This is a genomic window from Arthrobacter hankyongi (assembly GCF_022012395.1).
In the GTDB taxonomy this organism is placed as follows: Bacteria; Actinomycetota; Actinomycetes; order Actinomycetales; family Micrococcaceae; genus Crystallibacter; species Crystallibacter hankyongi.
The window spans coordinates 1-21,014 of the sequence record NZ_JAKLTQ010000028.1; the positions used below are offsets into that span (position 1 = coordinate 1).

General features: G+C 68.5%; 18 protein-coding genes. 10 read left to right on the forward strand and 8 right to left on the reverse strand.

The window, feature by feature from the left end; genetic code table 11:
• Window positions 1-115 precede the first annotated feature (115 nt).
• From LVY72_RS22225 to LVY72_RS22235, 3 genes are all read right to left on the reverse strand, one after another.
• Window positions 116-1,621 (reverse strand): FAD-binding oxidoreductase, encoded by a 1,506-nt coding sequence (locus tag LVY72_RS22225; protein WP_237826765.1) that lies wholly within the window; start codon window positions 1,619-1,621, stop codon window positions 116-118.
• 116 nt (window positions 1,622-1,737) lie between these two features.
• The gene (locus LVY72_RS24810; RefSeq protein WP_237826767.1) at window positions 1,738-3,378 is read right to left on the reverse strand and encodes a helix-turn-helix transcriptional regulator; all 1,641 of its coding nucleotides are present in this window, start codon (window positions 3,376-3,378) and stop codon (window positions 1,738-1,740) included.
• 6 nt (window positions 3,379-3,384) lie between these two features.
• Entirely contained in the window at window positions 3,385-4,356 is a 972-nt protein-coding gene (locus tag LVY72_RS22235) for an acyl-CoA thioesterase (protein WP_237826769.1), read from the reverse strand.
• Between the two features lie 96 nt (window positions 4,357-4,452).
• On the opposite strand from LVY72_RS22235, the gene LVY72_RS22240 reads away from it, so the two are divergent.
• Window positions 4,453-5,706: a CapA family protein gene (locus LVY72_RS22240; protein ID WP_237826770.1), complete on the forward strand. Its 1,254-nt coding sequence runs from the start codon at window positions 4,453-4,455 to the stop codon at window positions 5,704-5,706.
• A 13-nt stretch (window positions 5,707-5,719) separates the two neighbouring features.
• Here LVY72_RS22240 and LVY72_RS22245 read toward each other — a convergent pair whose 3' ends face one another.
• Both LVY72_RS22245 and LVY72_RS22250 read right to left on the reverse strand, forming a co-directional pair.
• Window positions 5,720-6,475 (reverse strand): type 1 glutamine amidotransferase, encoded by a 756-nt coding sequence (locus tag LVY72_RS22245; protein ID WP_237826772.1) that lies wholly within the window; start codon window positions 6,473-6,475, stop codon window positions 5,720-5,722.
• Complete coding sequence (locus LVY72_RS22250; RefSeq protein ID WP_237826774.1) at window positions 6,476-7,807, reverse strand: Mur ligase family protein; 1,332 nt, start codon at window positions 7,805-7,807, stop codon at window positions 6,476-6,478.
• 146 nt (window positions 7,808-7,953) lie between these two features.
• On the opposite strand from LVY72_RS22250, the gene pdxT reads away from it, so the two are divergent.
• From pdxT to LVY72_RS22295, 9 genes are all read left to right on the forward strand, one after another.
• Window positions 7,954-8,640 carry a pyridoxal 5'-phosphate synthase glutaminase subunit PdxT gene (pdxT, locus tag LVY72_RS22255; RefSeq protein ID WP_237826776.1) on the forward strand — a complete coding sequence of 229 codons (687 nt, stop codon included), beginning with the start codon at window positions 7,954-7,956 and terminating at the stop codon, window positions 8,638-8,640.
• 3 nt (window positions 8,641-8,643) lie between these two features.
• Window positions 8,644-9,402: a YebC/PmpR family DNA-binding transcriptional regulator gene (locus tag LVY72_RS22260; protein WP_237826778.1), complete on the forward strand. Its 759-nt coding sequence runs from the start codon at window positions 8,644-8,646 to the stop codon at window positions 9,400-9,402.
• 4 nt (window positions 9,403-9,406) lie between these two features.
• Entirely contained in the window at window positions 9,407-10,003 is a 597-nt protein-coding gene (ruvC, locus tag LVY72_RS22265; protein WP_237826781.1) for a crossover junction endodeoxyribonuclease RuvC, read from the forward strand.
• A gap of 171 nt (window positions 10,004-10,174) precedes the next feature.
• Window positions 10,175-10,807: a Holliday junction branch migration protein RuvA gene (gene ruvA / locus LVY72_RS22270; protein WP_237826784.1), complete on the forward strand. Its 633-nt coding sequence runs from the start codon at window positions 10,175-10,177 to the stop codon at window positions 10,805-10,807.
• 1 nt (window position 10,808) lies between these two features.
• Complete coding sequence (ruvB, locus tag LVY72_RS22275) at window positions 10,809-11,885, forward strand: Holliday junction branch migration DNA helicase RuvB (protein WP_237826786.1); 1,077 nt, start codon at window positions 10,809-10,811, stop codon at window positions 11,883-11,885.
• Between the two features lie 171 nt (window positions 11,886-12,056).
• Window positions 12,057-12,443 (forward strand): preprotein translocase subunit YajC, encoded by a 387-nt coding sequence (gene yajC, locus LVY72_RS22280; protein ID WP_237826859.1) that lies wholly within the window; start codon window positions 12,057-12,059, stop codon window positions 12,441-12,443.
• A 159-nt stretch (window positions 12,444-12,602) separates the two neighbouring features.
• Complete coding sequence (gene secD, locus LVY72_RS22285; RefSeq protein ID WP_237826788.1) at window positions 12,603-14,324, forward strand: protein translocase subunit SecD; 1,722 nt, start codon at window positions 12,603-12,605, stop codon at window positions 14,322-14,324.
• Window positions 14,324-15,325 carry a protein translocase subunit SecF gene (secF, locus tag LVY72_RS22290; RefSeq protein ID WP_237826789.1) on the forward strand — a complete coding sequence of 334 codons (1,002 nt, stop codon included), beginning with the start codon at window positions 14,324-14,326 and terminating at the stop codon, window positions 15,323-15,325. The genes secD and secF overlap by 1 nt, the downstream gene beginning before the upstream one ends.
• A 356-nt stretch (window positions 15,326-15,681) precedes the next feature.
• Window positions 15,682-17,889: a RelA/SpoT family protein gene (locus LVY72_RS22295; protein ID WP_237826862.1), complete on the forward strand. Its 2,208-nt coding sequence runs from the start codon at window positions 15,682-15,684 to the stop codon at window positions 17,887-17,889.
• Between the two features lie 9 nt (window positions 17,890-17,898).
• Here LVY72_RS22295 and LVY72_RS22300 read toward each other — a convergent pair whose 3' ends face one another.
• The 3 genes from LVY72_RS22300 to LVY72_RS22310 all read right to left on the reverse strand — a co-directional run bounded on the left by LVY72_RS22300 (window position 17,899) and on the right by LVY72_RS22310 (window position 21,009).
• Entirely contained in the window at window positions 17,899-18,510 is a 612-nt protein-coding gene (locus LVY72_RS22300) for a type IV toxin-antitoxin system AbiEi family antitoxin (protein WP_237826791.1), read from the reverse strand.
• A gap of 178 nt (window positions 18,511-18,688) precedes the next feature.
• Window positions 18,689-20,122: a DUF349 domain-containing protein gene (locus LVY72_RS22305; protein ID WP_237826793.1), complete on the reverse strand. Its 1,434-nt coding sequence runs from the start codon at window positions 20,120-20,122 to the stop codon at window positions 18,689-18,691.
• Window positions 20,123-20,205: 83 nt separating this feature from the next.
• On the reverse strand, window positions 20,206-21,009 hold the full coding sequence (locus LVY72_RS22310; RefSeq protein WP_237826796.1) for a peptidylprolyl isomerase: 804 nt from the start codon (window positions 21,007-21,009) through the stop codon (window positions 20,206-20,208).
• Window positions 21,010-21,014: the final 5 nt, after the last annotated feature.

Consider the following 21,014-nt stretch of genomic DNA (forward strand, 5'->3'; position numbering starts at 1 on the left):
GTTCGGCTGCTCCTCAGCAACACGGCGCCAAGGCGCCTTGTTGCTGAGCCTCTGCAGCCTCTCTTGAGGCACAAGGCCCGGAACCGCGCTGACAGCGGTTCCGGGTCTGCTGCTGTTAACGCTGTTGACTCCCGTGCGGGTGCTGGCCGGCCGGTGCCGGCGGGATGTTCCGGTTGCTGCGGAACAGGTTGCCGGGATCGTAGGCCCGTTTGAGGGCGGCCAGGCGGGCGAAATTGGCTCCGAAGGTGGCCCGGATTCGTCCATCGTCCTCGTCGGCGGTCTGGAAATTGATGTAGGTGCGGCCGGCGGTGAAGGGCCGCAGCCGCTGCCCGGCGCCGTGGATCCAGCTCCGGTATTGTGCGCCGTTGGCATCGTCCGGGTCCCACATGCCATTGCAGCCCATCACGTACTTCACGTCCCGGTTGCCGACGGCACCGTCGTCGTCATCGTGGTCGTTGAGGTCGCCGGCGAGGTGGAGGAATCCGATTTCCGCGTCCGCAATCGGACAGGTGGCGAAGGACCTACACGCCTCGGCCAGCAGATCGTCGCTGAGCTCGGTGACGTATTCGGTCTTCCAGTAGTAGTGCATGCCCTTGGGCTCGGTGTCATCCAGATAGGACTGCACCTGCGCATAGGGCTGTTCCGCCAGCAGGTCCACCAGCGGAGTGCCCAGGGCCCGGACCGGTGCCATGACCTCGTCGGTGCGCGCCAGATCCCCGCTGTAGCAGACGGCCATGGCGCAGATTCTCCGGCCATGCCATTGCGCCGGGACGAACGGCGCGGGCGGTGCGGTCAGGAGCAGCATCCACACCGCCTGCTCCCGCGGGGCCCGGCTGGTGAAGTCACGGTAGGCCCGCAGGATTTCATCCGCACGCTCAAAGGGCCAGGCAATCAGGCCACCGTACACGGTGGGGCCGACCTCGTGCAGCCGGAAGGCGAACCGGGTAACCACACCGAAATTGGCGCCCGCACCGCGGACGGCCCAGAACAGGTCGGCGTTCTCCTGCCGGCTGGCGGTGCAGATGCGGCCGTCGGCGGTGACGATCTCCACCGCCTCCAGATTGTCCACGGTCCAACCGAACCGCCGGCTCAGGTAGCCCAGGCCGCCACCGAGGGTCAGGCCGGCCACGCCCACCTCGGAGATGAACCCGAGGACGGTGGCCAGCCCGTACCGCTGCGTGGCCCGGTCCAGATCGTGCAGGCGGCAGCCCGGCCCCGCCGTCGCCAGCCGGGCCGCAGGATCAACGTCCACGCCGGCCATCAGCGACATGTCGAGCAGCAGGCCACCGGCGGCGACGGCGGTGCCGGCGATATTGTGCCCACCACCCCTGACGCCCAGCAGCAGGCCGTGCCCGGCCGCGAACCTGACGGCGAACGCAGCCTCCCGGGCCGAGGACGGCTGCACCACCAGGGCCGGCAACCTGGCCGCCAGTCCATTCCAGAGCCGCACGGCATCATCCCAGCCGACGTCGCCGGGAACCAGCAGCGGCGCAGCGATCCCGGCCGCCAAGGACTCCAGCTGCGCCGTGCTCAGCTGCACGCTGCCGCCGTCGAGCCCGGCGACATCCAATCCGCGGTCAAAGGCGGACCGCCGGTCCGCCGGGCTAATGGCTCGGTACATGAGCCGCCTCCGTCATCCTGCCTGCGTTTCTGCTTCCGATGCTACGGAGCCGGCCCCGCGGGCGCGTCGGCAGAACTGCCCGGACCCGGGAATGGGCAATTCTGCCCGGGTATCGTTCAGCTGCCGCGGATCATCCCGTGTTCGTAGGCATAGGCGGTGGCGGCAGCCCTCGAGGAGAGGTCCAGCTTCGTCAGGATGCTGCCGACGTGGTGGGCCACCGTCTTTTCGCTCAGGAACAACTCCGCGGCAATCTCCCGGTTCGTCTTACCGGCCGCGACCAGCAGCAGCACCTCCGTCTCACGGGCTGACAGGGGAGGGGCACTCCGGTGCCGCCCCAGCAGCACATCGACCCTGGCCGCATCGGGGGCGGCGCCAAGCTGCAGGAACACCCACCGTGCGGCGTCGAACTCCATCTGAGCCGCCTGCCCGTCACCCAGCGCACGGTAGGCCAGGCCCAGCAGGACCCGGACGCGGGCCGATTCGTACGGTGCGTCCAGCTCCTGCCACCCGGTCCATGCTTGGTGCAGCCGCTCGACAGCTTCCGGCAGCCGGTGTTCGGCGATGAGCACTGCGCCTGCGCCTTGAGCCGCTTCGGCCTTCAGCCAGGTGCTACCGAATGCCGAGGCAAGCTGCCCGAGTTCATCCGCGGCGGCCTGGGCGCCGGGCCGGTCACCGGCCGCGAGCAGGATTTCGACGGCGGCGCCCAGCAGCCCGGCCCGCTCCACGCGTACGCTCCCACCGGACAGCGCCCGGCGGATTCCGGCAGCGGCTGCCCCGGCCTTGCCGCGCATCAATTGCAGCAGGGCCAAACCAGGCTGTGGATCCCTGACCCACCGGCTGGCCCCGAGATAGGCTTCCTCGGCGGCTGCAAACCGTCCAGCCAGGCGGTGCAGTTCGGCCTGCTGGTACAGCGCGGCCCCGGCGGCCGGCTGCGCCACCGGTTCGGACAGCCGGGCCCCCGCATCCTGCGCGGCCGCCAGGGCCTCCGGCCAGGAGCCGTGCAGCTGCATGAGCCGGGCGCGGTGCACCAGGCACTGGCCCCGGTAGGAGACCAGCTCGGGCTGGGCATCGCACCACTGGGTCAGCGCCGCTGTGCACTCCCCGGCCCGCGGCAGGTCGAATGCTTCCAGGCAGGCTTCGACGACGGCGCACAGCACAATTCCGGCAGCCACGGCGGAGACCTCCCCGGCCGTGACCTCGACCAACACCTCATCCAGGTGGGCCATGGCCGCCTCCGGATTGTCCGCGGCAATGAACGACTGCGCGAGTCCGGTCCGCGCCAGCGCCAGCAGGTCCCTGTCGGCAAAGCGCTCTGCCACGGCAGCGGCAGCCGCGAAGGCCGAGGCGGCAGCGGCTGTATCCCCATGCTCCAGTGCGGACAGCCCCTCCGGCACCAGCGGGTAGCCTTGTTCGGCACAGTCGGGGCAGTCTGCCAGCAGGCGCCGTGCCCGGGCGAGCCAGCCGCCGGCCAGGTTGGCCTCGCCCTGGAGCAGGTACTGCAGGCACAGCCAGACGGCGCACCGGGCGGCGCCCGGACGGTCCGAACGTTCCAGCCGGCCGTGGTAGGCCCGGGCCAGATACGCGCCGCCTTCCCGGTGACCGGTCAGGTAGGCTGCGTCGGCCAAGCGCTCCAAGTCTTCAGGATCCAGTGCGGCTGCACGGTCGGCGGCCTCCAGTTGGGCGAACGCCGCCGCCCACTGGCGGCGCCCGAAGGCCTGGCGGCCGTGGAGGAGGGCGTTTGCCGGCGTCCAGGCCACGGGATCCTACTGCCTCAGGTGCGTCGGCAGCTGGTTGCCCGGAATACGGCTGCGGATGTCGATGATCTCCCGGGCATGCCGGTAGAGCCGCTTGTCCTCGTCGGAGACCGGTTCCCAGCGAGGGATAGGAACGGAGGTTCCTGTTTCGTCCCGGGCGACCATGACCGTCAGGGCGTGGGTGGTCAGGTTCATTTCGCCGGTGCGGGGATCCCCGGAGCGCACGTGCACGGACACGTGCATGCCCTTGTTGCCGGTATAGATCAGCCGGGCCTCCACTTCGACGACGTCGCCGATCAGCAGCGGCCGGTAGAACCGGATGCCGCCGGAGAAGACCGCCACCACATGCCGGCCGCACCAGCGCGAGGCGCAGACGTAGGCGGCCTCATCCATCCACTTCATCACGATGCCGCCGTGGACCTTGCCGCCCCAGTTGACGTCCGTCGGGGCCGCCAGGAAGCGCAGCACCGTCCGCTGCGCGGTGCCGGCGTCGGTGTACTCCTGGCCGGCCATGGCTTTCTCGATGTCTGCGCGGATGTCCAGGCGGGCCACCGCCAGCTGCTCCTGTTCCTTTTCCCAGTCGGTCACCGGCTGCCAGGCCGGGACTGGAATTGATTTGCCGTCCGCGCCGACGGCCACGAAGATGACCAGGCACCGGCTGCGCATCGTGCCGCCGCTGCCCTTCGGATCCCCCGAGGTGACGGTGGTCTGAATGTGCATGCTGCTGCGGCCGGTGTAGACGATGACGGCTTCGACCTCCACCAGGTCGCCGACCCGGACGGGGTCGGCGAAGTGGATGTTGCCCACGTAGGCGGTGACGCAGTAGGACTTGCTCCAGCCGACGGCGCAGGCGTAGGCGGCCTTGTCGATCCATTCAAGCACGGTGCCGGCGTCCACTGTGCCGCTGAAGCCGGCGTCGGTGGGAGCGGCGAGGAAGCGCAGGGTCGCGGTATTGCTGGTTCCGGCAGGGGCATCCGGCATGGTTCCTCCTCGGCTTCGGGTCCATTCCGTGTTGACAGGCTAGCAGCGCGGCCGCCGGTGAGTGTCCAACCCAGCTGCGACGGTTATGCTGGCCGCATGCCACGACGGACTGGGATAGCGGCCGTACTCGCCTGCCTGCTGCTGGCCGGCTGCGCACCGGCGGTGCCGGCTCCAGTGCCGGACACGGCCGCGGGCCCCGCCACGCCCAGTCCCGGCACGACGGCGCCAACCGGCGCCGCCGCGCCGTCCCCGGCCGGGCCCACACCGGATGCGGTCGGCCGGGAGGCCGGATGCCCCGGCGTCCGCTGCGCCAGCCTGTTGCTTACCGGAGACCTGTTGCTGCATGAAAAGCTCTGGGACCAGGCCGCCGCCGATGCGGCCAAGACGGGCAACGCCCCGCTGGATTTTGGTCCCATGCTGGCCGCACAGCGGAAGTACGTGGCAGCCAGCGACCTGGCGGTCTGCCACTTGGAAACTCCCGTCGGCCAGCCCAGGGGACCGTTCTCGGCCTACCCCTCCTTCAACGTCCCGCCGCAAATCCTTACCGCGGTCAAGGACACCGGCTACGACGCCTGCACGACCGCCAGCAACCACAGCCTCGATGCCGGAACCGCCGGGGTCAAGCGGACCCTGGACACCCTGGACAAGGTGGGTCTGGCCCATACCGGCTCCTACCGGTCCGCCAAGGAGGCCGCGGAGGTGCACTTGCTGCAGGCCGGGGCGGTGCGGATCGCCATCGTGGCCGGCACCTACGCGCTCAACGGTGCGGTGCCCGAGCATCCCTGGCAGGTTGACGCCCTGGATACCGCGGCGATGACGGCCAAGGCGCGCCGGGCCCGCGCTGCCGGGGCGGACCTGGTGGTCGCGGCGATGCACGCCGGGGACGAATATTCCAACCGGCCAAATTCCCAGCAGCGGCAGGTGGCGCACGCCTTGGCGGAGAGCGGCGAGTTCGACCTGGTCTACGGCCATCACAGCCATTCGGTGCAGCCGATCGAGAAATACCATCGGACCTGGATCGTGTACGGCCTGGGCAATACGCTTGCCGCACACGCCACGCCGAACGTGCTCAACACCGAGGGACTGATGGTCCGGGCCCGGTTCAGCCAGGCTGGCGACGGCGCCTGGTCCGTGTCCCGGCTGGCCTGGGTCCCGGCCACCTGGGACGGGCCCAAACACCGCTGGTGCCCGCTGGCGCTGGATGCTCCGGCGATCAAGGACCCGGCACGCCGGGCGTGCGTCTCCGCCGGGGCGGATGCGGCCAGCCGGGCCCGGACCAAGGCCACGGTGGAATCCCTGGGTGCTGCCAAAGCCGGCGCCGCCGAATGGCTGATCAGCCAGGAACCCTGACCGGGCCGAAGGGTCAGCGGGGCCGGGCGGCTGCGTCGAGGCGGGCCTGGACCTCGAACGGGACCTGCAGCGGGGCGTCGTCGAAACTGCCGTAGCGCCGCAGTGCCGCCTGGCGCACCAGGAAGTCCGCCACCGCCGGATTCTTTGGCAGCAGCGAACCGTGCAGGTAGCTGGCCACCACGTTCCGGTAGCGTGCACCTTCGGTGCCGTCCTGGCCATTGTTGCCCTCGCCCTTGGTCACCGTGCCGAACGGCTGGGTGCCTTCCTTGAGGAACGTCTGGCCGCTGTGGTTCTCGTAGCCGATGACGGTGCCGAATTCGCTGCTTTCGATCACGGTATTGCCGATCAGGCGGGTCGGCCCGGCCACCGTGTCCACGTTGAGCAGCCCGATGCCCTTGATCATCTCGCCGGTGCCGGTGCGGAAGAAATTGCCGAAAAGCTGGTACAGCCCGCAGATCGCGAGCATGGGCACGCCATCGTCGGCCAGTTCCTTTAGGCGGCCGCCGAGGGCCAGCAGGTCCGCCTGGATCTTGTTCTGGCCCGAATCCTGGCCGCCGCCGCCGACGATCAGGTCCACCGTCGGGGGGAAGGCGTCGCCGGGATTGTATTCGTGCAGCCGCACGTCGTAGCCGCGCAGCTGCAGGCGCTTGCGCAGGACCAGGACGTTGCCCCAGTCCCCGTAGATGTTCATGTCCCGCGGGTAGAGCTGGAGCAGGTCGATGACCGGGCGGTCGGTTCCCTGCGCCGCCGTCGTGCCGGTGGTTTCCATTTAGCTGATCACCTCGACATTGGTCAGTTTGCCCAGCTCCCGCCGCAGCGCGAGCATGGCCGTGTAGGTGCAGTAGATCCGCTTGGGCGTGTCCGGGGCCGAGTCGATGAAGCGTTCCAGCGAGTCGGTCAGGTCGGTGTCCACCCGGCCTACCGGCACGTCCTCGTAGAACAGCCGCAGCGCCATGTCATTGGCCCGCACGCCGCTGACCTCGTCCACTCCGGTGGCTGCCAGCGATTCGAAGTCCACGTCCCAGAGCCAGGACATGTCCCGGCCGTCCGCGTAGTTGTCGTTGATGGCGATCATGGTCCGATAGCCGGCCGCCGGGAAGGATCGCAGCGCCAGCCGGAAGCCGGCGGGGTTCTTGACCAGCACCAGGTCCAGCGGCTGGCCGTTGACGGTCAGGGATTCGCCGCGGCCGAAGGCTGGGGTGACGTCCTCCAGGGACGACAGCAGGGCCGCCTCGTCGGCGTCCGGTCCCAGCACCGTGCGCGCCAGCGCCAGTGCGGCCGCGGCGTTGTAGACGTTGTAGACGCCGGTGAGCTTCAGTTCGGCGTCGATCCGGCGCCCGCCGACGTCGAAACTGGCGGCGGAGCCGTCGCAGGCGGTCAGCACGACGTCGGCTTCGCGCAGCGTTGCCGCCGCAGCGGCGGCGTCGTCCGGCGCCGGCCCGCCGACCACCGCGGCGCTCGAGCGCATGTCGTCGTCGCTGGGGAACATCGGGCGCAGCCCGGGCGCGAGGCCGAAGTAGCGGACCTGCACGGCCGCGGCCCGGCTGGCCGAATTCGGGCCGGCAGCGTCGGCCAGCGCCGCGATGCGCGGATCCTCCCGGTTGAGCACCAGCGTGCCGGTGGTGGCCTCGGCGATCCGGCGCAGGAAGCCGGCGGTGGTTTCGATCTCGCCGAAACGGTCCAGCTGGTCCCGCATGACGTTCAGCAGCAGGCAGTAGCGCGGGGCGACGAGCTTGACGAAGTGCACTGCGTGGGCTTCGTCCAGCTCCAGCACGGCGATGTCCGCGTCGAGCCGGCCGGCCAGGTTGGATTCGCCCAGGGCGGAGGCGACGACACCGCGGGTGAAGTTGCTGCCTGTGCGGTTGGTGAAGACCTTCAGGCCCTGGCCCTGGAGCAGTTCCACCACCATCTTGGTGGTGGTCGTCTTGCCGTTGGTGCCGCTGATGACGACGACGCCGCGCGGCAGGCTTCCCAGCGAACGGGGCAGGAACCCGGGGTCGATTTTCTCGGCGACCAGGCCGGGCAGGGCGGATCCGCCACCGCGGAGCTTCGCCACCTCCCGGATGGTCTTCCCGGCAAGGGTGGCAAGCAGGTGGCGCATGCCCTTCACTTTACACAACGCGTCCGCCCGCTTTGGGCGGACGCCGCCGCGCCCGCCGTATGTATTAACCGTGTATTAACAGTGCGCGGGGCGGAAGGTCTATCGTTTTTGCAGAGGTTTTCTGCGGGCGCCGTCAAGGGCTGCCCATGAACTATGAAGGAATGATCTTGGTCAAAGTAGGTGTCCTTGCCCTGCAGGGTGACGTCCGCGAGCATGCCGCGGCGCTGGAAGCCAGCGGCGCGCAGGCGGTCACGGTGCGCCGGCCGGCCGAGCTGGCCGGCGTCGACGGGCTGGTGATTCCAGGCGGTGAGTCCACCACGATCGATAAGCTGACCCGGATTTTCGAACTCGATGTACCGCTGAAGGAGCGCATCGCGGAGGGTATGCCGGTCTACGGCTCGTGCGCCGGCATGATCATGCTGGCCGATGAGATCGCCGACCCTTCCAAGGACCTTGGCGGCAACCCGCAGCAGACCTTGGGCGGGCTGGACATCACCGTCCGGCGCAACGCCTTCGGCCGCCAGCGCGAATCCTTCGAAACGGACCTGCGCTTCCGCGGGCTGGAGTTCAGTGCGGCCGCGCCCGGGGCCGAGGCCGCGCCGGTCCATGCCGTGTTCATCCGGGCGCCGTGGGTTGAGCGCGTGGGACCGTCGGTGGAGGTGCTCGCGAAGGTCGAGCCCGCCGAGGCCTCCCACACGCAGACCTTGCATGGGGCCGCTAGAATTGTTGCAGTCCGTTCGCGGCATTTGCTGGCAACATCCTTCCATCCCGAGGTGACGGGGGAGCGCCGGATCCACGAACTTTTCATCCGCATGATCAGAGGAGACGCATAAAGCATGTCCGGCCACTCCAAATGGGCAACGACCAAACACAAAAAGGCCGTGATTGATGCCCGCCGTGCGAAGTCCTTTGCCAAGCTGATCAAGAACATCGAGGTTGCTGCCCGTGCCGGCGGTGCCGATATGTCCGGCAACCCTGGCCTGGAACTGGCAGTCCAGAAGGCCAAGAAGACCTCGGTGCCCAATGACAACATCGACCGCGCGATCAAGCGCGGCGCCGGCCTGACCGGCGAATCCGTCGACTACCAGGAGATCATCTACGAAGCCCGCGGCCCGCAGGGCTCTGCGCTGCTGATCGAGTGCCTGACCGACAACAAGAACCGCGCCGCCTCCGAGGTGCGTGTGGCGGTCACGCGCAACGGCGGCACGATTGCCGATCCGGGTTCGGTGGCCTACCTGTTCAACCGCAAGGGCGTAGTGTCGCTGCCGAAGAAGGACCTCGCCGAAGACGACGTGCTGATGGCGGTGCTCGAGGCCGGGGCCGAGGAAGTCAAGGAAAACGGCGATAACTTTGTGATCACCGCGGAGCCGACCGACCTGCGCGCGGTGGTTGGCGGCCTTGAAGCGGCCGGCATCGAGTACGAGACGGACGAAGTGGAGTTCGTCCCGTCCATGAGCGTGGACGTGGACCTGGATGCTGCACGCAAGTTCACCCGTCTGGTGGACGCCCTGGAAGAACTCGACGACGTGCAGAACGTCTACGCGAACGTGGACTTCTCCGACGAAGTGCTTGCCGCGCTGGAGGAAGAAGACTAACTGCGTGGCACTGCGTGTATTGGGCATCGACCCTGGGCTGACGCGGTGCGGTTTCGGCGTGGTCGACGTCGAAGCCAACCGCCGGGCCAGCCTGGTCGGTGTCGGCGTCGTCGGAACGCACAGTGAGGAGCCGCTGGATCAGCGGCTCCTCGCCATTTCCCTGGCCATCGACGAATGGCTGGACCGCCATACCCCGGATGTCCTCGCCGTCGAACGCGTGTTCAGCCAGTTGAATGTCAGTACCGTCATGGGTACCGCGCAGGCCTCCGGCATCGTGATCGCCGCCGCCGCGCGCCGGGGGATCGCCGTGGCCCTGCACACGCCGACGGAGGTCAAGGCTGCGGTCACCGGCAACGGCCAGGCGGACAAGGCAGCGGTGACGAAAATGGTCACCCGCATCCTGCGCCTGGACACACCGCCGCGGCCGGCGGACGCCGCGGACGCCCTGGCGCTGGCCATTACTCATGCCTGGCGCGGCAACGGGCTGACCTCGGCCGCCCCGCGCGCGGGAACAGCCATGGGCCGGGGGAGCGCCGGGCTGACACCGGCCCAGCGCGCCTGGGCCGAAGCGGCGGCCCGCGCCAAGCGCGGCGGCCGTTGAGCGTTCAGCGGCTGTGTCTCCGGTGGCAGGCCGAAGCTGCCCCGCAACTGCGTGGCAATCCGCGCCTGGCCAGTTCCGCGGTGTGGCGGCTGGGTTTATCCCCGCCGCCGGGCTTAGGCTATTCGTAAGTATGTTCGGTATTTCTTTCTATTCCATCGGTGGGTTCGGTACATGATCAGTTCGTTGCGCGGGGTCGTCACCCATGTCGGCCTGAATTCCGCGGTGGTGGACGTCAACGGCTTCGGCATGCTGGTCCAGGCCACTCCGCAGACCCTCGGGGGCCTGCACGTCGGCCGCGAGGCCGAACTGGCCACCACGATGGTGGTGCGCGAGGACTCGATGACGCTGTACGGCTTCGTGGACGCCTCCCAGCGCGAAGTCTTCGAGACGCTGACCTCGGTCAGCGGCGTCGGTCCTCGGCTCGGGCTGGCGGCGCTGGCGGTGCACAGCCCGGAGGCCATCCGGGTTGCCGCCTCGACCGGCGACAGCAAGGCCTTCAGCAAGGTCCCGGGCATCGGGCCCAAGCTGGCCGGCCGGATCGTGCTGGAACTGGCCGGCAAGCTGGTTCCGCTGGGCGAGGGGACCGCCCCGGCCGCGGCCGGCTGGAAGGACCAGGTGGTCGAGGCGCTGGTCGGCCTGGGCTGGTCCGAGAAGGACGCCGGCGCCGCCGTCGATGCGACTGCCGAGGAGAATCCGGAGGCGGCGGCCGCCGGCGACATCGGCGAACTGCTGCGGCTGGCTTTGCGGCGGATGGGCCGCGACGGCACGCGCGCGGCCCGCCGGCCCGCGGCAGGAGTGAAGTAGCATGGCTGAGCGGGACCGGGAATCGCTGGTTTCGGCTGCCGGCGAAGCGGAGGAGCGGGCGCTCGAGTCGGCGCTGCGGCCGAAGAACCTGGATGACTTTGTCGGCCAGCAGCGCGTGCGCCGGCAGCTGTCGCTGGTGTTGGAGGCCTCCCGGATCCGCGAACGCACTGCCGACCACGTCCTGCTGTCCGGCCCGCCCGGCCTGGGCAAGACCACCTTGGCCATGATCATTGCCGCGGAAATGAACGCACCGCTGCGGATCAGCTCCGGACCCGCCATCCAGCACGCCGGGGACCTGGCCGCGATCCTGTCTTCGCTGACCGAGGGTGAGATCCTCTTCCTGGACGAGATCCACCGGATGTCCCGGCCCGCAGAGGAAATGCTCTACATGGCGATGGAGGATTTCCGGGTGGATATCGTGGTGGGCAAGGGGCCCGGTGCGACGGCGATTCCGCTGGAACTGCCGCCCTTCACGCTGGTTGGCGCCACCACCCGCGCCGGACTGCTGCCGGGACCGCTGCGGGACCGCTTCGGCTTCACCGGGCACCTGGAGTTCTATTCGACCGATGAACTGGAACTGGTGCTGCGCCGCTCGGCCATGCTGCTGGACCTGAAGGTCAATTCTGCCGGTTTTGCCGAGATTGCCGGCCGCTCCCGGGGGACGCCGCGTATTGCCAACCGCCTGCTGCGCCGGGTCAGGGACTGGGCCCTGGTGCACAAGCTGGAGCAGATCGACCTGCGGGCCGCGTCCGCTGCGCTGGATATGTACGAGGTGGACGCCCGCGGTCTGGACCGGCTGGACCGCTCGGTCCTGACGGCACTGATCACCAAGTTCAACGGTGGTCCGGTGGGATTGTCCACCTTGGCCATCGCCGTCGGGGAGGAAGTCGAGACGGTGGAGACCGTGGCCGAGCCCTACCTGGTCCGCGAGGGTCTGCTGGGCCGGACGCCGCGCGGCCGGGTGGCCACGGCAGCGGCCTGGGAACACCTGGGGATGGTGCCGCCGGCCGGGGCCATGTTCGGGGAGAGCCTGTTCTCGCTCACCGAGGCCGGCGACGCGGAACTTTTCGAGGACTAGGGCCTCCGGTCCGGAGGTGGGGCAGGGGACACTCGCCGGTTTGCGGGTTCCGGCGGCGTGTCCGCGTAGAATGGAAAAGACTACCCAGACTCCGAGGAACGGAACAACTCTGTGTTCGCAAACGTCTTGACTGCCAACAACGCCCAGCCGCAGTCCGGTGGGATCGACTTTATGACGATCGCGCTGTTCGTGATCTTCGGCCTGCTCATCTTCACCATGTTCCGCAAGCAGCGCAAGACCCAGGCGCAGATGCGGGAGAAAACCGAGCAGATGAAGGAACGGCTCGTCCCCGGCACGCCGGTCATGACGCAGTTCGGCCTCTACGGCACCGTGGTATCCGTGGACCGCGACGCGAACAAGGTCGTGATGGAACTTTCGCCGGGCAGCACCGCCACCGTGCACCTGCAGGCGGTCACCGAAGTGATCGAGCCCGCCGCCCCGGACGTGGTGCCCGACGACGCCTCCAGCCTCACCGACCCGGAGGCCGGCACCGCCCGGACCGAGACTCCGGAGGAAACCCTCAAGCGCCTGAACGATGAGAAGGACAACGGGAAGTAGCACCAACCGGCCCGGACTGCGTTCGAGCAGGCCGGAGCCGCATCCCGAATTGCTTCCGGCTGCGCAGCCACCGGGCGGGCACCTGTGTCCCGCCCCGTTCCATGCCGCAGCGACCGTCCGGGTCCGTCCCGGACCCAGCCGATAACAGAAAGACCATCCATGGCACGATCGCGTTCCACTTCCGCAGCCAGGCGGACACTCATCTGGCTTGGCGTCCTGTTTGCCGTCCTGACGGCCGCGCTGGCCGGTGGCGTTGTATCCAGCCAGGCCGGCTGGGCACCCAAGCTTGCGCTGGACCTCGAGGGCGGCACCCAGATGATCCTCGCCCCGAAAGTCCAAGGGGCCGGCGACCAGATTTCCGCCGAACAGCTGAACCAGGCGGTGGAAATCATCCGGCAGCGGGTGGACGGATCGGGCGTGGCCGAGGCTGAAATCAGCACGCAGTCCGGGCGCAACGTCGTCGTGAGCCTGCCCGGCGTACCGGACACGAAGACCCGCAACCTGATCCAGGCCTCGGCCAACATGGAGTTTCGTCCGGTGCTGGTGTCCGCCGCCGGTTCGGCAGTGCCGAAGGAAAGCCGCACCCCCAAGGACCAGCTGCCGAATCCGACCGCGAAGCCGAAGAATGCCAGCGACGAGAACTGGGTCACTGCCGCGCTCTACCAGGAGTTCGAGGCCAAGGAATGCCTGGATCCGGCCGCTGCCACCGAGACCAAGACGGACGACCCGGCCAAGCCGCTGGTTGCCTGTGAGCCGGACACCGGCACCAAGTACATCCTGGGTCCCGTGGAGGTGCCCGGCACCGATATCTCGTCTGCCAGCTTCGGCCAGGTCCGCGGTAACCAGGGCCAGAGCCTGAACCAGTGGGCCGTGAACATCGAGTTCAACTCCGAGGGCACCGCTGCCTTCAAGTCCGTCACCGAGCGGCTGTTCGGCATGACCGGGGCGCAGAACCAGTTCGCCATCGTGCTCGACGGCCAGGTCATCTCGGCCCCGACCACCAATGCGGTGATTCCGGACGGCAAGCCGCAGATCACCGGCAGCTTCACCGAGGACTCCGCGCGCGTGCTGTCCGAGCAGCTGAAGTACGGCGCCCTGCCGATCAGCTTCCAGATCCAGAGCGAGCAGCAGATTTCCGCGACCCTGGGCGCCGAGCAGCTGAAGATGGGTCTGCTGGCCGGCGTGATCGGCCTGGTGCTGGTGGCCGCGTACTCGTTCTTCCAGTACCGCCTGCTGGCCCTGGTGACCATCGGTTCGTTGGTCGTGGCCGGCGTGCTGACCTACCTGGCCATCGCACTGCTGGGCTGGACCGAGAACTACCGCCTGTCGCTGGCCGGTGTGGCCGGCCTGATTGTGGCCATCGGCCAGACGGCAGACTCCTTCATCGTCTACTTCGAACGCATCCGCGACGAACTGCGCGAAGGCCGGGGCCTGATCTCCGCCGTCGACAATGGCTGGAAGCGCGCCAAGCGCACCGTGCTGGCCTCCAAGGCCGTCAACCTGCTGGCCGCCGTCGTGCTGTACTTCGTCTCGGTGGGCAACGTGCGCGGCTTCGCCTTCACCCTGGGCCTGACCGCCGTAGCCGACCTGATCGTGGTCTTCCTCTTCACCCACCCGGTGATGGTGCTGCTGGCCCGGACCAAGTTCTTCGGCCAAGGCCACCGGTTCTCCGGCCTGGACCCCCGGCTGTTGGGCGCGGTGCCGCTGTACCGCGGTGCCGGACGGATCCGCCAGCCGTCCGAGGCGCAGCCGAAGGCACGCAGCAAGAACGCCGGGGCTGCCGCGGAGGCGGTCAGGCGCCAGACCATCGCCGAGCGCAAGGCCGAACAGCAGCGTGAGGCCAGTGCCGTGGGCCGCGGCGCGGACAAGGAGAGCAATTAATGCCCAGTTTGGCAACCTTCGGTAACGAGCTCTATACGGGCAAGCGATCCTACGACTTCGTCGGCAAGTACCGCCTGTGGTTCCTGATTGCCGCAGCCATCGTGCTGGTCTCGATCATCGTTCCGCTGGTCAAGGGCGGCTTCAACCTTGGCATCGAGTTCCGTGGCGGCTCCGAATTCACCGTCTCGCAGACGACGAACACCGAAGTCTCCAAGGGCGAGAAGGCGGTGGCCTCGGTGGTACCGTCAGCCGAGGCGCGCGTGACGAACATCGCCCCGAATACGATGAGGATCCAGACCGACCGGCTTAGCGACGACCAGACACTGGCCGTCCGGGACGCCCTGGTTGGCACCTACGGGGTCAAGGCGGACCAGGTGACCTCCACCTTCGTGGGGCCGACCTGGGGAGCCGACGTGACCCGGCAGGCGATCTGGGGCCTGGTGGTCTTCGTGCTGCTGGCCGCGGTGCTGATGGCAGTTTACTTCCGGACCTGGAAGATGTCCGCGGCCGCGCTGATCGGCCTCGTGGTGGTCATGCTGGTGACGGCGGGACTGTACTCGCTCAGTGACTTCGAGGTGACCCCGTCCGCGATCATCGGGTTCCTGACCATCCTCAGCTACTCGCTCTATGACACGGTGGTGGTCTTCGACAAGGTCCGCGAGAACACCGAGAACATCCAGACGCAGACCCGTCGCACCTTTGCCGAGCAGGTCAACCTGGCCGTGAACCAGACCCTGGTGCGTTCGATCAACACCTCGGTGGTCGCGGTGCTGCCGGTGGCCGCGATCCTGTTCATCGGCTCCTACCTGCTGGGAGCCGGCACGCTGCGGGACCTGTCCCTGTCCCTGTTTATCGGCATCATTGTCGGCACGGCGGCCACGCTGTTCATCGCCGCGCCGATGTATGCGTGGCTGCGGGCCCGCGAGCCCGAACTGGTGGCGCAGGCGAAGAAGGTGGCCGAGCGCCGCGCCCAGCCGCAGGCCGAACCGGCCGCCGGCTGACCGGCGCGGACCTGGTACGGCCGCTTTCAAGGCACCGCAGATGGCCGGCGGCATCATGCCGCCGGCCATCTGCGGTGCCAGCAGGGCGCGTGTGGGCATAGACTAGGACGATCGGATGTCGCAGCAGTGGTTGGGGCGCTGCTCCGGGATGAGCCGCATCCCGGAGTTGTGTCCGGAAAGCGGGGCTCTACTTGACCGAAAAAACCGGATCCCAGGATCAGGTTGCCGGAACCGGTTCCAAACCGGCAGCCGGTGTTGCCCCTGCGCCGTCCGGCCCCGCCACTGCGGCCGCGACGGTGCCTGCCGTGCCCCAGGCTCCGGTCAAGCATTCGTTCCCGGGCCGCCGCGAGCGGACCATGTCCCGTCTCGCGCGCCTGACCGGGCGGGCCCCGGCAGGTTATTCGCCCATCCTGGAACCATTGCTGCGCACCGTCCGCGCCAATAATCCGCGGGAAGACTTCGACCTGATCCAGCGCGCCTTCGTGGTGGCCGAGCGCAGCCACCGCGGGCAGAAACGCAAGAGCGGTGATCCGTACATCACCCATCCGGTGGCGGTGGCGACGATCCTGGCCGAGCTCGGCATGACCGGCACGACGCTGGCGGCGGCACTGCTGCACGACACGGTGGAGGACACCGACTACACGCTGGAGCAACTGCGCGCCGAATTCGGCCCCGAAGTGGCCATGCTCGTGGACGGTGTGACCAAGCTGGACAAGGTCCAGTTCGGCGACGCCGCCCAGTCCGAGACGGTGCGGAAGATGGTGGTGGCCATGGCCAAGGACATCCGTGTCCTGGTCATCAAGCTCGCGGACCGGCTGCACAACGCGCGCACCTGGCGCTTCGTTTCGCCCGAGTCCTCGGCCCGCAAGGCGCGTGAAACGCTGGAAATCTTCGCTCCGCTGGCCCACCGGCTGGGCATGAACACGATCAAGTGGGAACTCGAGGACCTGTCCTTCGCGGCGCTGCACCCCAAGGTGTACGACGAGATCGTGCGGATGGTCGGTGAACGCACCCCCGAGCGCGAAAAGTACCTGACCATGCTGCGGACCAGGATCGGCGAGGACCTGCGCGCGGTCAAGATCAAGGCCACTATCACCGGCCGGCCGAAGCACTACTACTCGATCTACCAGAAGATGATCGTCCGCGGTAAGGACTTCGACGACATCCATGACCTGATGGGGATCCGCGTGCTCGTGGATACCGTCCGGGACTGCTATGCGGCCCTGGGCGCCCTGCACGCGCGGTGGAACCCGCTGCCCGGGCGGTTCAAGGATTACATCGCGATGCCGAAGTTCAACATGTACCAGTCGCTGCACACGACGGTCATCGGCCCCGGCGGCAAGCCGGTGGAGATCCAGATCCGCACGCACGAGATGCACCGGCGGGCCGAGTACGGCGTGGCGGCGCACTGGAAGTACAAGGATGCTGCCCGCGGCGGTACCGCTGACGGCGGCGACATGGGCTGGCTGCGCAGCCTGGTGGACTGGCAGCAGGAGACCAGCGACCCGGCCGAGTTCCTGGATTCGCTGCGGTTCGAGATCAACGCCCGCGAGGTGTTCGTCTTCACGCCCAAGGGCGAGGTGATGGCCCTGCCGGCCGGTTCCACGCCGGTGGACTTCGCCTATGCCGTCCACACCGAGGTCGGGCACCGGACCATCGGTGCCCGAGTCAACGGCAAGCTGGTGCCGCTGAACAGCGAACTGAACCACGGCGACTGGGTGGAGATCTTCACCTCCAAGGCCGAGGGTGCCGGGCCGAGCCAGGACTGGCAGGGCTTCGTCAAGAGCCCGCGGGCACGCAACAAGATCCGCCAGTGGTTTACCAAGGAACGCCGCGAAGAGGCCATCGAAAAGGGCAAGGACCTGCTCACCCGCGCCATGCGGAAGCAGAACCTGCCGCTGCAGAAGATGATGACCCACGATGCCTTGACCGCGGTGGCCCAGGAACTGCACCACGCAGACATTTCGGCGCTGTACGCCGCGGTTGGGGACGGGCACACCTCGGCGCAGAACGTCATCGAGCACCTGGTGACGCTGCTCGGCGGTGCCCCGGAACCGGAGGCCCTGCCCGACCAGGTGTCCGCACCGAAGCGGCCGAAGACCGCCGATGCCGGTGTCACCGTGGTGGGTGCCGGGGACGTTTGGGTCAAGCTGGCCCGCTGCTGCACCCCGGTGCCGCCGGATCCGATCGTCGGCTTCGTCACCCGTGGTGCGGGTGTCTCGGTGCACCGCGAGGACTGCCGCAACGTCGTCCATCTGCGCGACGAGCCGGAGCGGATGGTCGACGTGGCGTGGGCACCCACCCAGTCCAGTGTGTTCCTGGTGGAAATCCAGGTCGAGGCGCTGGACCGCAAGAGCCTGCTTTCGGATGTGACCCGGGTGCTGGCCGAGAACCAGGTGAACATCCTCTCGGCTACCGTGCACACCTCCCGGGACCGGCTGGCGATCTCCCGTTTCGCCTTCGAGATGGGCGATCCAAAGTACCTGAACTACGTGCTCAGCGCCGTGCGGCGGATCGACGGTGTGTTCGACGTCTACCGCACCACCGGGTCCCAGCGCCGCTGACACCGGCGCCTACCGTTGAGGCAGGTGCCCGAGGACACGCTCGATCCGCTCCAGCGCCTGCCGCTTGCCCGGCAGCCGGCTCCGGGCCTGCAGGGCCTGCCGGATATAGTCCAGCGGGCAGTGGAGCCGGTGGTCCGCAGCAAGCGAGAGCAGGGCCGGGACGGCCGATTCTTCGGGCACATACAGGGCGATGTCCAGTGCGGTGCGCAGGGCGGTGGTCACCGCGACGCCGGCGACGCTGGTGGCATCCAGCGGACCCAGCGTGACTTCATGGACGGCTGCGGACCGGCAGCGTCCCTGCGAGGTGGTGCGGAAACGGTGGTCCAGCAGCACGGTGACCTTGTCCGGCGGCGGAGCACAGCCGTAGATCCAGGCCGCGCTCAGCCGGCCGATGACCACTTTGCCGCGGATCGGTTCCGGCAGGGCCGCCCGTGCCGCCAGGGCCCGGTGGGCTGCGGCCACTCTCCGGCCGGCGGGAAGATAGGCCGGTCCGTAGACACTCTCGACCAGCCCGTCCAGCCGCATGGCGCGCAGTTCATTGTGCGTGTGCAGCCGTCCGGGCAGCAGGACCGGGGATGCTCCGGCAGCGGCGGAGCGGGCAGGCACGAGGTTCGCGGCCATGCCTGCCAGCTTGCCAAAGGCCGCCGGGCAAAGCGAGGGGCGGAGCCGTTTTGTGGAAAACCCCCCACTCACGGCTCCGCCCCTCGCGATGTGTAGGACGGGACGGGTCCGGCTAATAGAGTGGGGCGCGAGGGCCCCGCCGTGGCGCGTCAGCGACACCGCGGGAGTGCCCCACTCGCTAGGCGAAGTCCTCCGCGGACTTCTGCAGCGTCGCCAGCCACTGCTGCCGCGCCTCCAGGGCCTCGCGTGCCTCGTCGATCCTGCGCTGGTCGCCGGCCTGCTCTGCCTTGGCCAGATCCGCCTGCAGCGAGTCGATCGCCGCTTCGAGCTGGCTCAGTGCGCTGCTGGTACGGGCCTGGGTTTCGGGGTTGGTGCGCCGCCAGTGCTCGTCCTCGGCCGCCTTCACCGCGTCCTCGACCTTGCGCAGACCGGCTTCGATCCGCTGCATGTCCGCCCGCGGAACCTTGCCGGCCTCTTCCCACCGCTCCCGGATGGACTGCAGCGCCTTCTTCGCGGCGGCCAGGTCCGTGATCGGCAGCAGGGCCTGGGCCTCGGCGACGAGGGCTTCCTTGACCGTTAGGTTCGCGGCGAACTCCTGGTCCACGGCCTGGTTCGCCGCCTGCCGGGCAGTGAAGAACTTGTCCTGGGCGGCCCGGAAACGGGCCCAGAGCGCGTCGTCATCCTTGCGGCTGGCCCGCTTGGACGCCTTCCACTCATCCATCAGCCGGCGGTATTCGCCCGCTGTCTGCCCCCAGTCGGTGGAGGTGGACAGTTCCTCGGCCCGGGCGATCAGCGCTTCCTTGGCCGCCTTGGCGGCCGCGTTGTCGCTGTCCAGCTGGCTGAAGTAGGCGCGGCGGTGCCGGTCGAAGACGGTCCGGGCGGAGCGGAAGCGCTTCCAGAGCGAGTCCTCGGTGCTCCGGCCCAGCCGGATGCCGTTCTTCTGCGCGGCCTTCCAGGCGTCGAACAGTTCGTTCATCCGGGCGCTGCTGGACTTCCACTGCACAGTGGCCGGGTCCTTGGCGGCAATTTCCTCGGCCTCGGCAACGATGGCCTCCCGGGCGGCCAGTTCGGCCGCGCGGGTGGCTTCCTGCTCGGCCTTCTCGTTCTGCTGCAGCTGGGCAATGGAGCCGGACAGCGCGTCGAGCCGGGCCTGGAGCGCCGGCACGTCACCAACCAGGTGCCGCTCGGCGAGCTGTTCCTGCAGGTGCGAGAGGGTCTTGTTCATGTCCGCCGACGGAGCCTTGGCCTCCACCCGCTGCTCGAGCAGCGCCACCTGGGCCGCGACGTCGTCGTACTTGCGCACGAAGTAGGAGAGTGCCTCTTCGGGCGACGTGTCCGGATAGTGGCCCACCGGGTGCTCCTCGCCATCGAGGAGCAGGAAGACGTGGCCGTCCTCGGAGACCCGGCCCCACTTGGAGGCCTCGGACAGCGGAGTGGACTGCACCGCCGGCGCCGGCACCACCGGCAGGGCCGCGGCAGGCTTGGGAGCCATGGCTGCGGGCGTGGGCCGCGGGCCCGGCACAGGCTTGGCGGCGCCGCTGCCACCGGTGGACTGTGCCACTGCGTCGGAGGTGTATTCAGTTGTTTCGTCGGATTGCTGACTGTGGGTCACCGCTAAAACTCTTTCATTTGTCGGTCGGCCCCGCAGATTTGCCGCGGGACCATGAGTAGCCTGTGGGTCCGGTTTCCGGCCGCCTACTTCGGGCTCTCTTCCAAAGTAAACGACTTAATCGATACCGGTATCTTAGGCGCTCCGTCCTTGCTGCCGGATTCCTTTACGCCACCTTCCGCAATCCTGCGCAGGACGTCCAGCCCTCCGGTTACCTTACCCATGATGGTGTAGCCGCCGGTATCCTGCGGAATTGTGCTGTCCCTCCAGGTGATGAAGAACTGCGTGCCGTTGCTGGAAGTGCTCTGTCCGCGGGCTACCGCGATGGTGCCGGCAGGGTAGGAGCCGTCCGCAGGGGTGTTCTCCACCGGACCCCACTGGTAGCCGGGGTCCCCGGCGCCGGTGCCGTCAACCGAGCCGCACTGGAGCACCCCCATGCTGGCTGCCGTGGTCAGCCGGTGGCAGTTCTTGCCGGTGAAGAATCCCTCGGCGGCCAGCGTGCTGAAGACGGAGACGGCCTGCGGTGCCTTGGCGCCGTCGAGGCTGACGTCGATGTTGCCGGCGCTGGTGGACAACGTGCCGGTAAAGCTCCGTCCCCGGGCAATATCCGCCGACGGAATGCCGGCCCCGTTTGCCGTGGCGGCCGGGGAAGCAGAGGACTGAGGCACCTGCAGGGCTTCCTCGGCCCGCTGCAGCTGCGCCGCAGTGGGGTCCGTGCCGAAGCCCAGCAGCTGCACGGCGAGGCCGGCAGCCACGGCGGCGGCCATGACGATGCCGCCGGCGAGGTTGTCGCGCCGGCGCCGTCTGGCCTGGTCGTTGCGCAGGGCCCGCCGGGCCTCCATCTGCGCGATGCGGCGGCGCATCTGCCTGTCCGGGCGGTTTGCTGCCACTGACC

Coding starts and splice junctions, on each gene's coding strand:
- secD (WP_237826788.1), top strand. CDS start 12,603: ATGGCACGATCGCGTTCCACTTCCGCAGCCAGGCGGACACTCATCTGG.
- ruvB (WP_237826786.1), top strand. CDS start 10,809: ATGGCTGAGCGGGACCGGGAATCGCTGGTTTCGGCTGCCGGCGAAGCG.
- LVY72_RS22235 (WP_237826769.1), bottom strand. CDS start 4,356: ATGCCGGATGCCCCTGCCGGAACCAGCAATACCGCGACCCTGCGCTTC.
- LVY72_RS22240 (WP_237826770.1), top strand. CDS start 4,453: ATGCCACGACGGACTGGGATAGCGGCCGTACTCGCCTGCCTGCTGCTG.
- LVY72_RS22260 (WP_237826778.1), top strand. CDS start 8,644: ATGTCCGGCCACTCCAAATGGGCAACGACCAAACACAAAAAGGCCGTG.
- LVY72_RS22295 (WP_237826862.1), top strand. CDS start 15,682: ATGTCCCGTCTCGCGCGCCTGACCGGGCGGGCCCCGGCAGGTTATTCG.
- LVY72_RS22250 (WP_237826774.1), bottom strand. CDS start 7,807: ATGCGCCACCTGCTTGCCACCCTTGCCGGGAAGACCATCCGGGAGGTG.
- yajC (WP_237826859.1), top strand. CDS start 12,057: ATGACGATCGCGCTGTTCGTGATCTTCGGCCTGCTCATCTTCACCATG.
- secF (WP_237826789.1), top strand. CDS start 14,324: ATGCCCAGTTTGGCAACCTTCGGTAACGAGCTCTATACGGGCAAGCGA.
- LVY72_RS22225 (WP_237826765.1), bottom strand. CDS start 1,621: ATGTACCGAGCCATTAGCCCGGCGGACCGGCGGTCCGCCTTTGACCGC.
- LVY72_RS22245 (WP_237826772.1), bottom strand. CDS start 6,475: ATGGAAACCACCGGCACGACGGCGGCGCAGGGAACCGACCGCCCGGTC.
- LVY72_RS22300 (WP_237826791.1), bottom strand. CDS start 18,510: ATGGCCGCGAACCTCGTGCCTGCCCGCTCCGCCGCTGCCGGAGCATCC.
- ruvA (WP_237826784.1), top strand. CDS start 10,175: ATGATCAGTTCGTTGCGCGGGGTCGTCACCCATGTCGGCCTGAATTCC.
- pdxT (WP_237826776.1), top strand. CDS start 7,954: ATGAACTATGAAGGAATGATCTTGGTCAAAGTAGGTGTCCTTGCCCTG.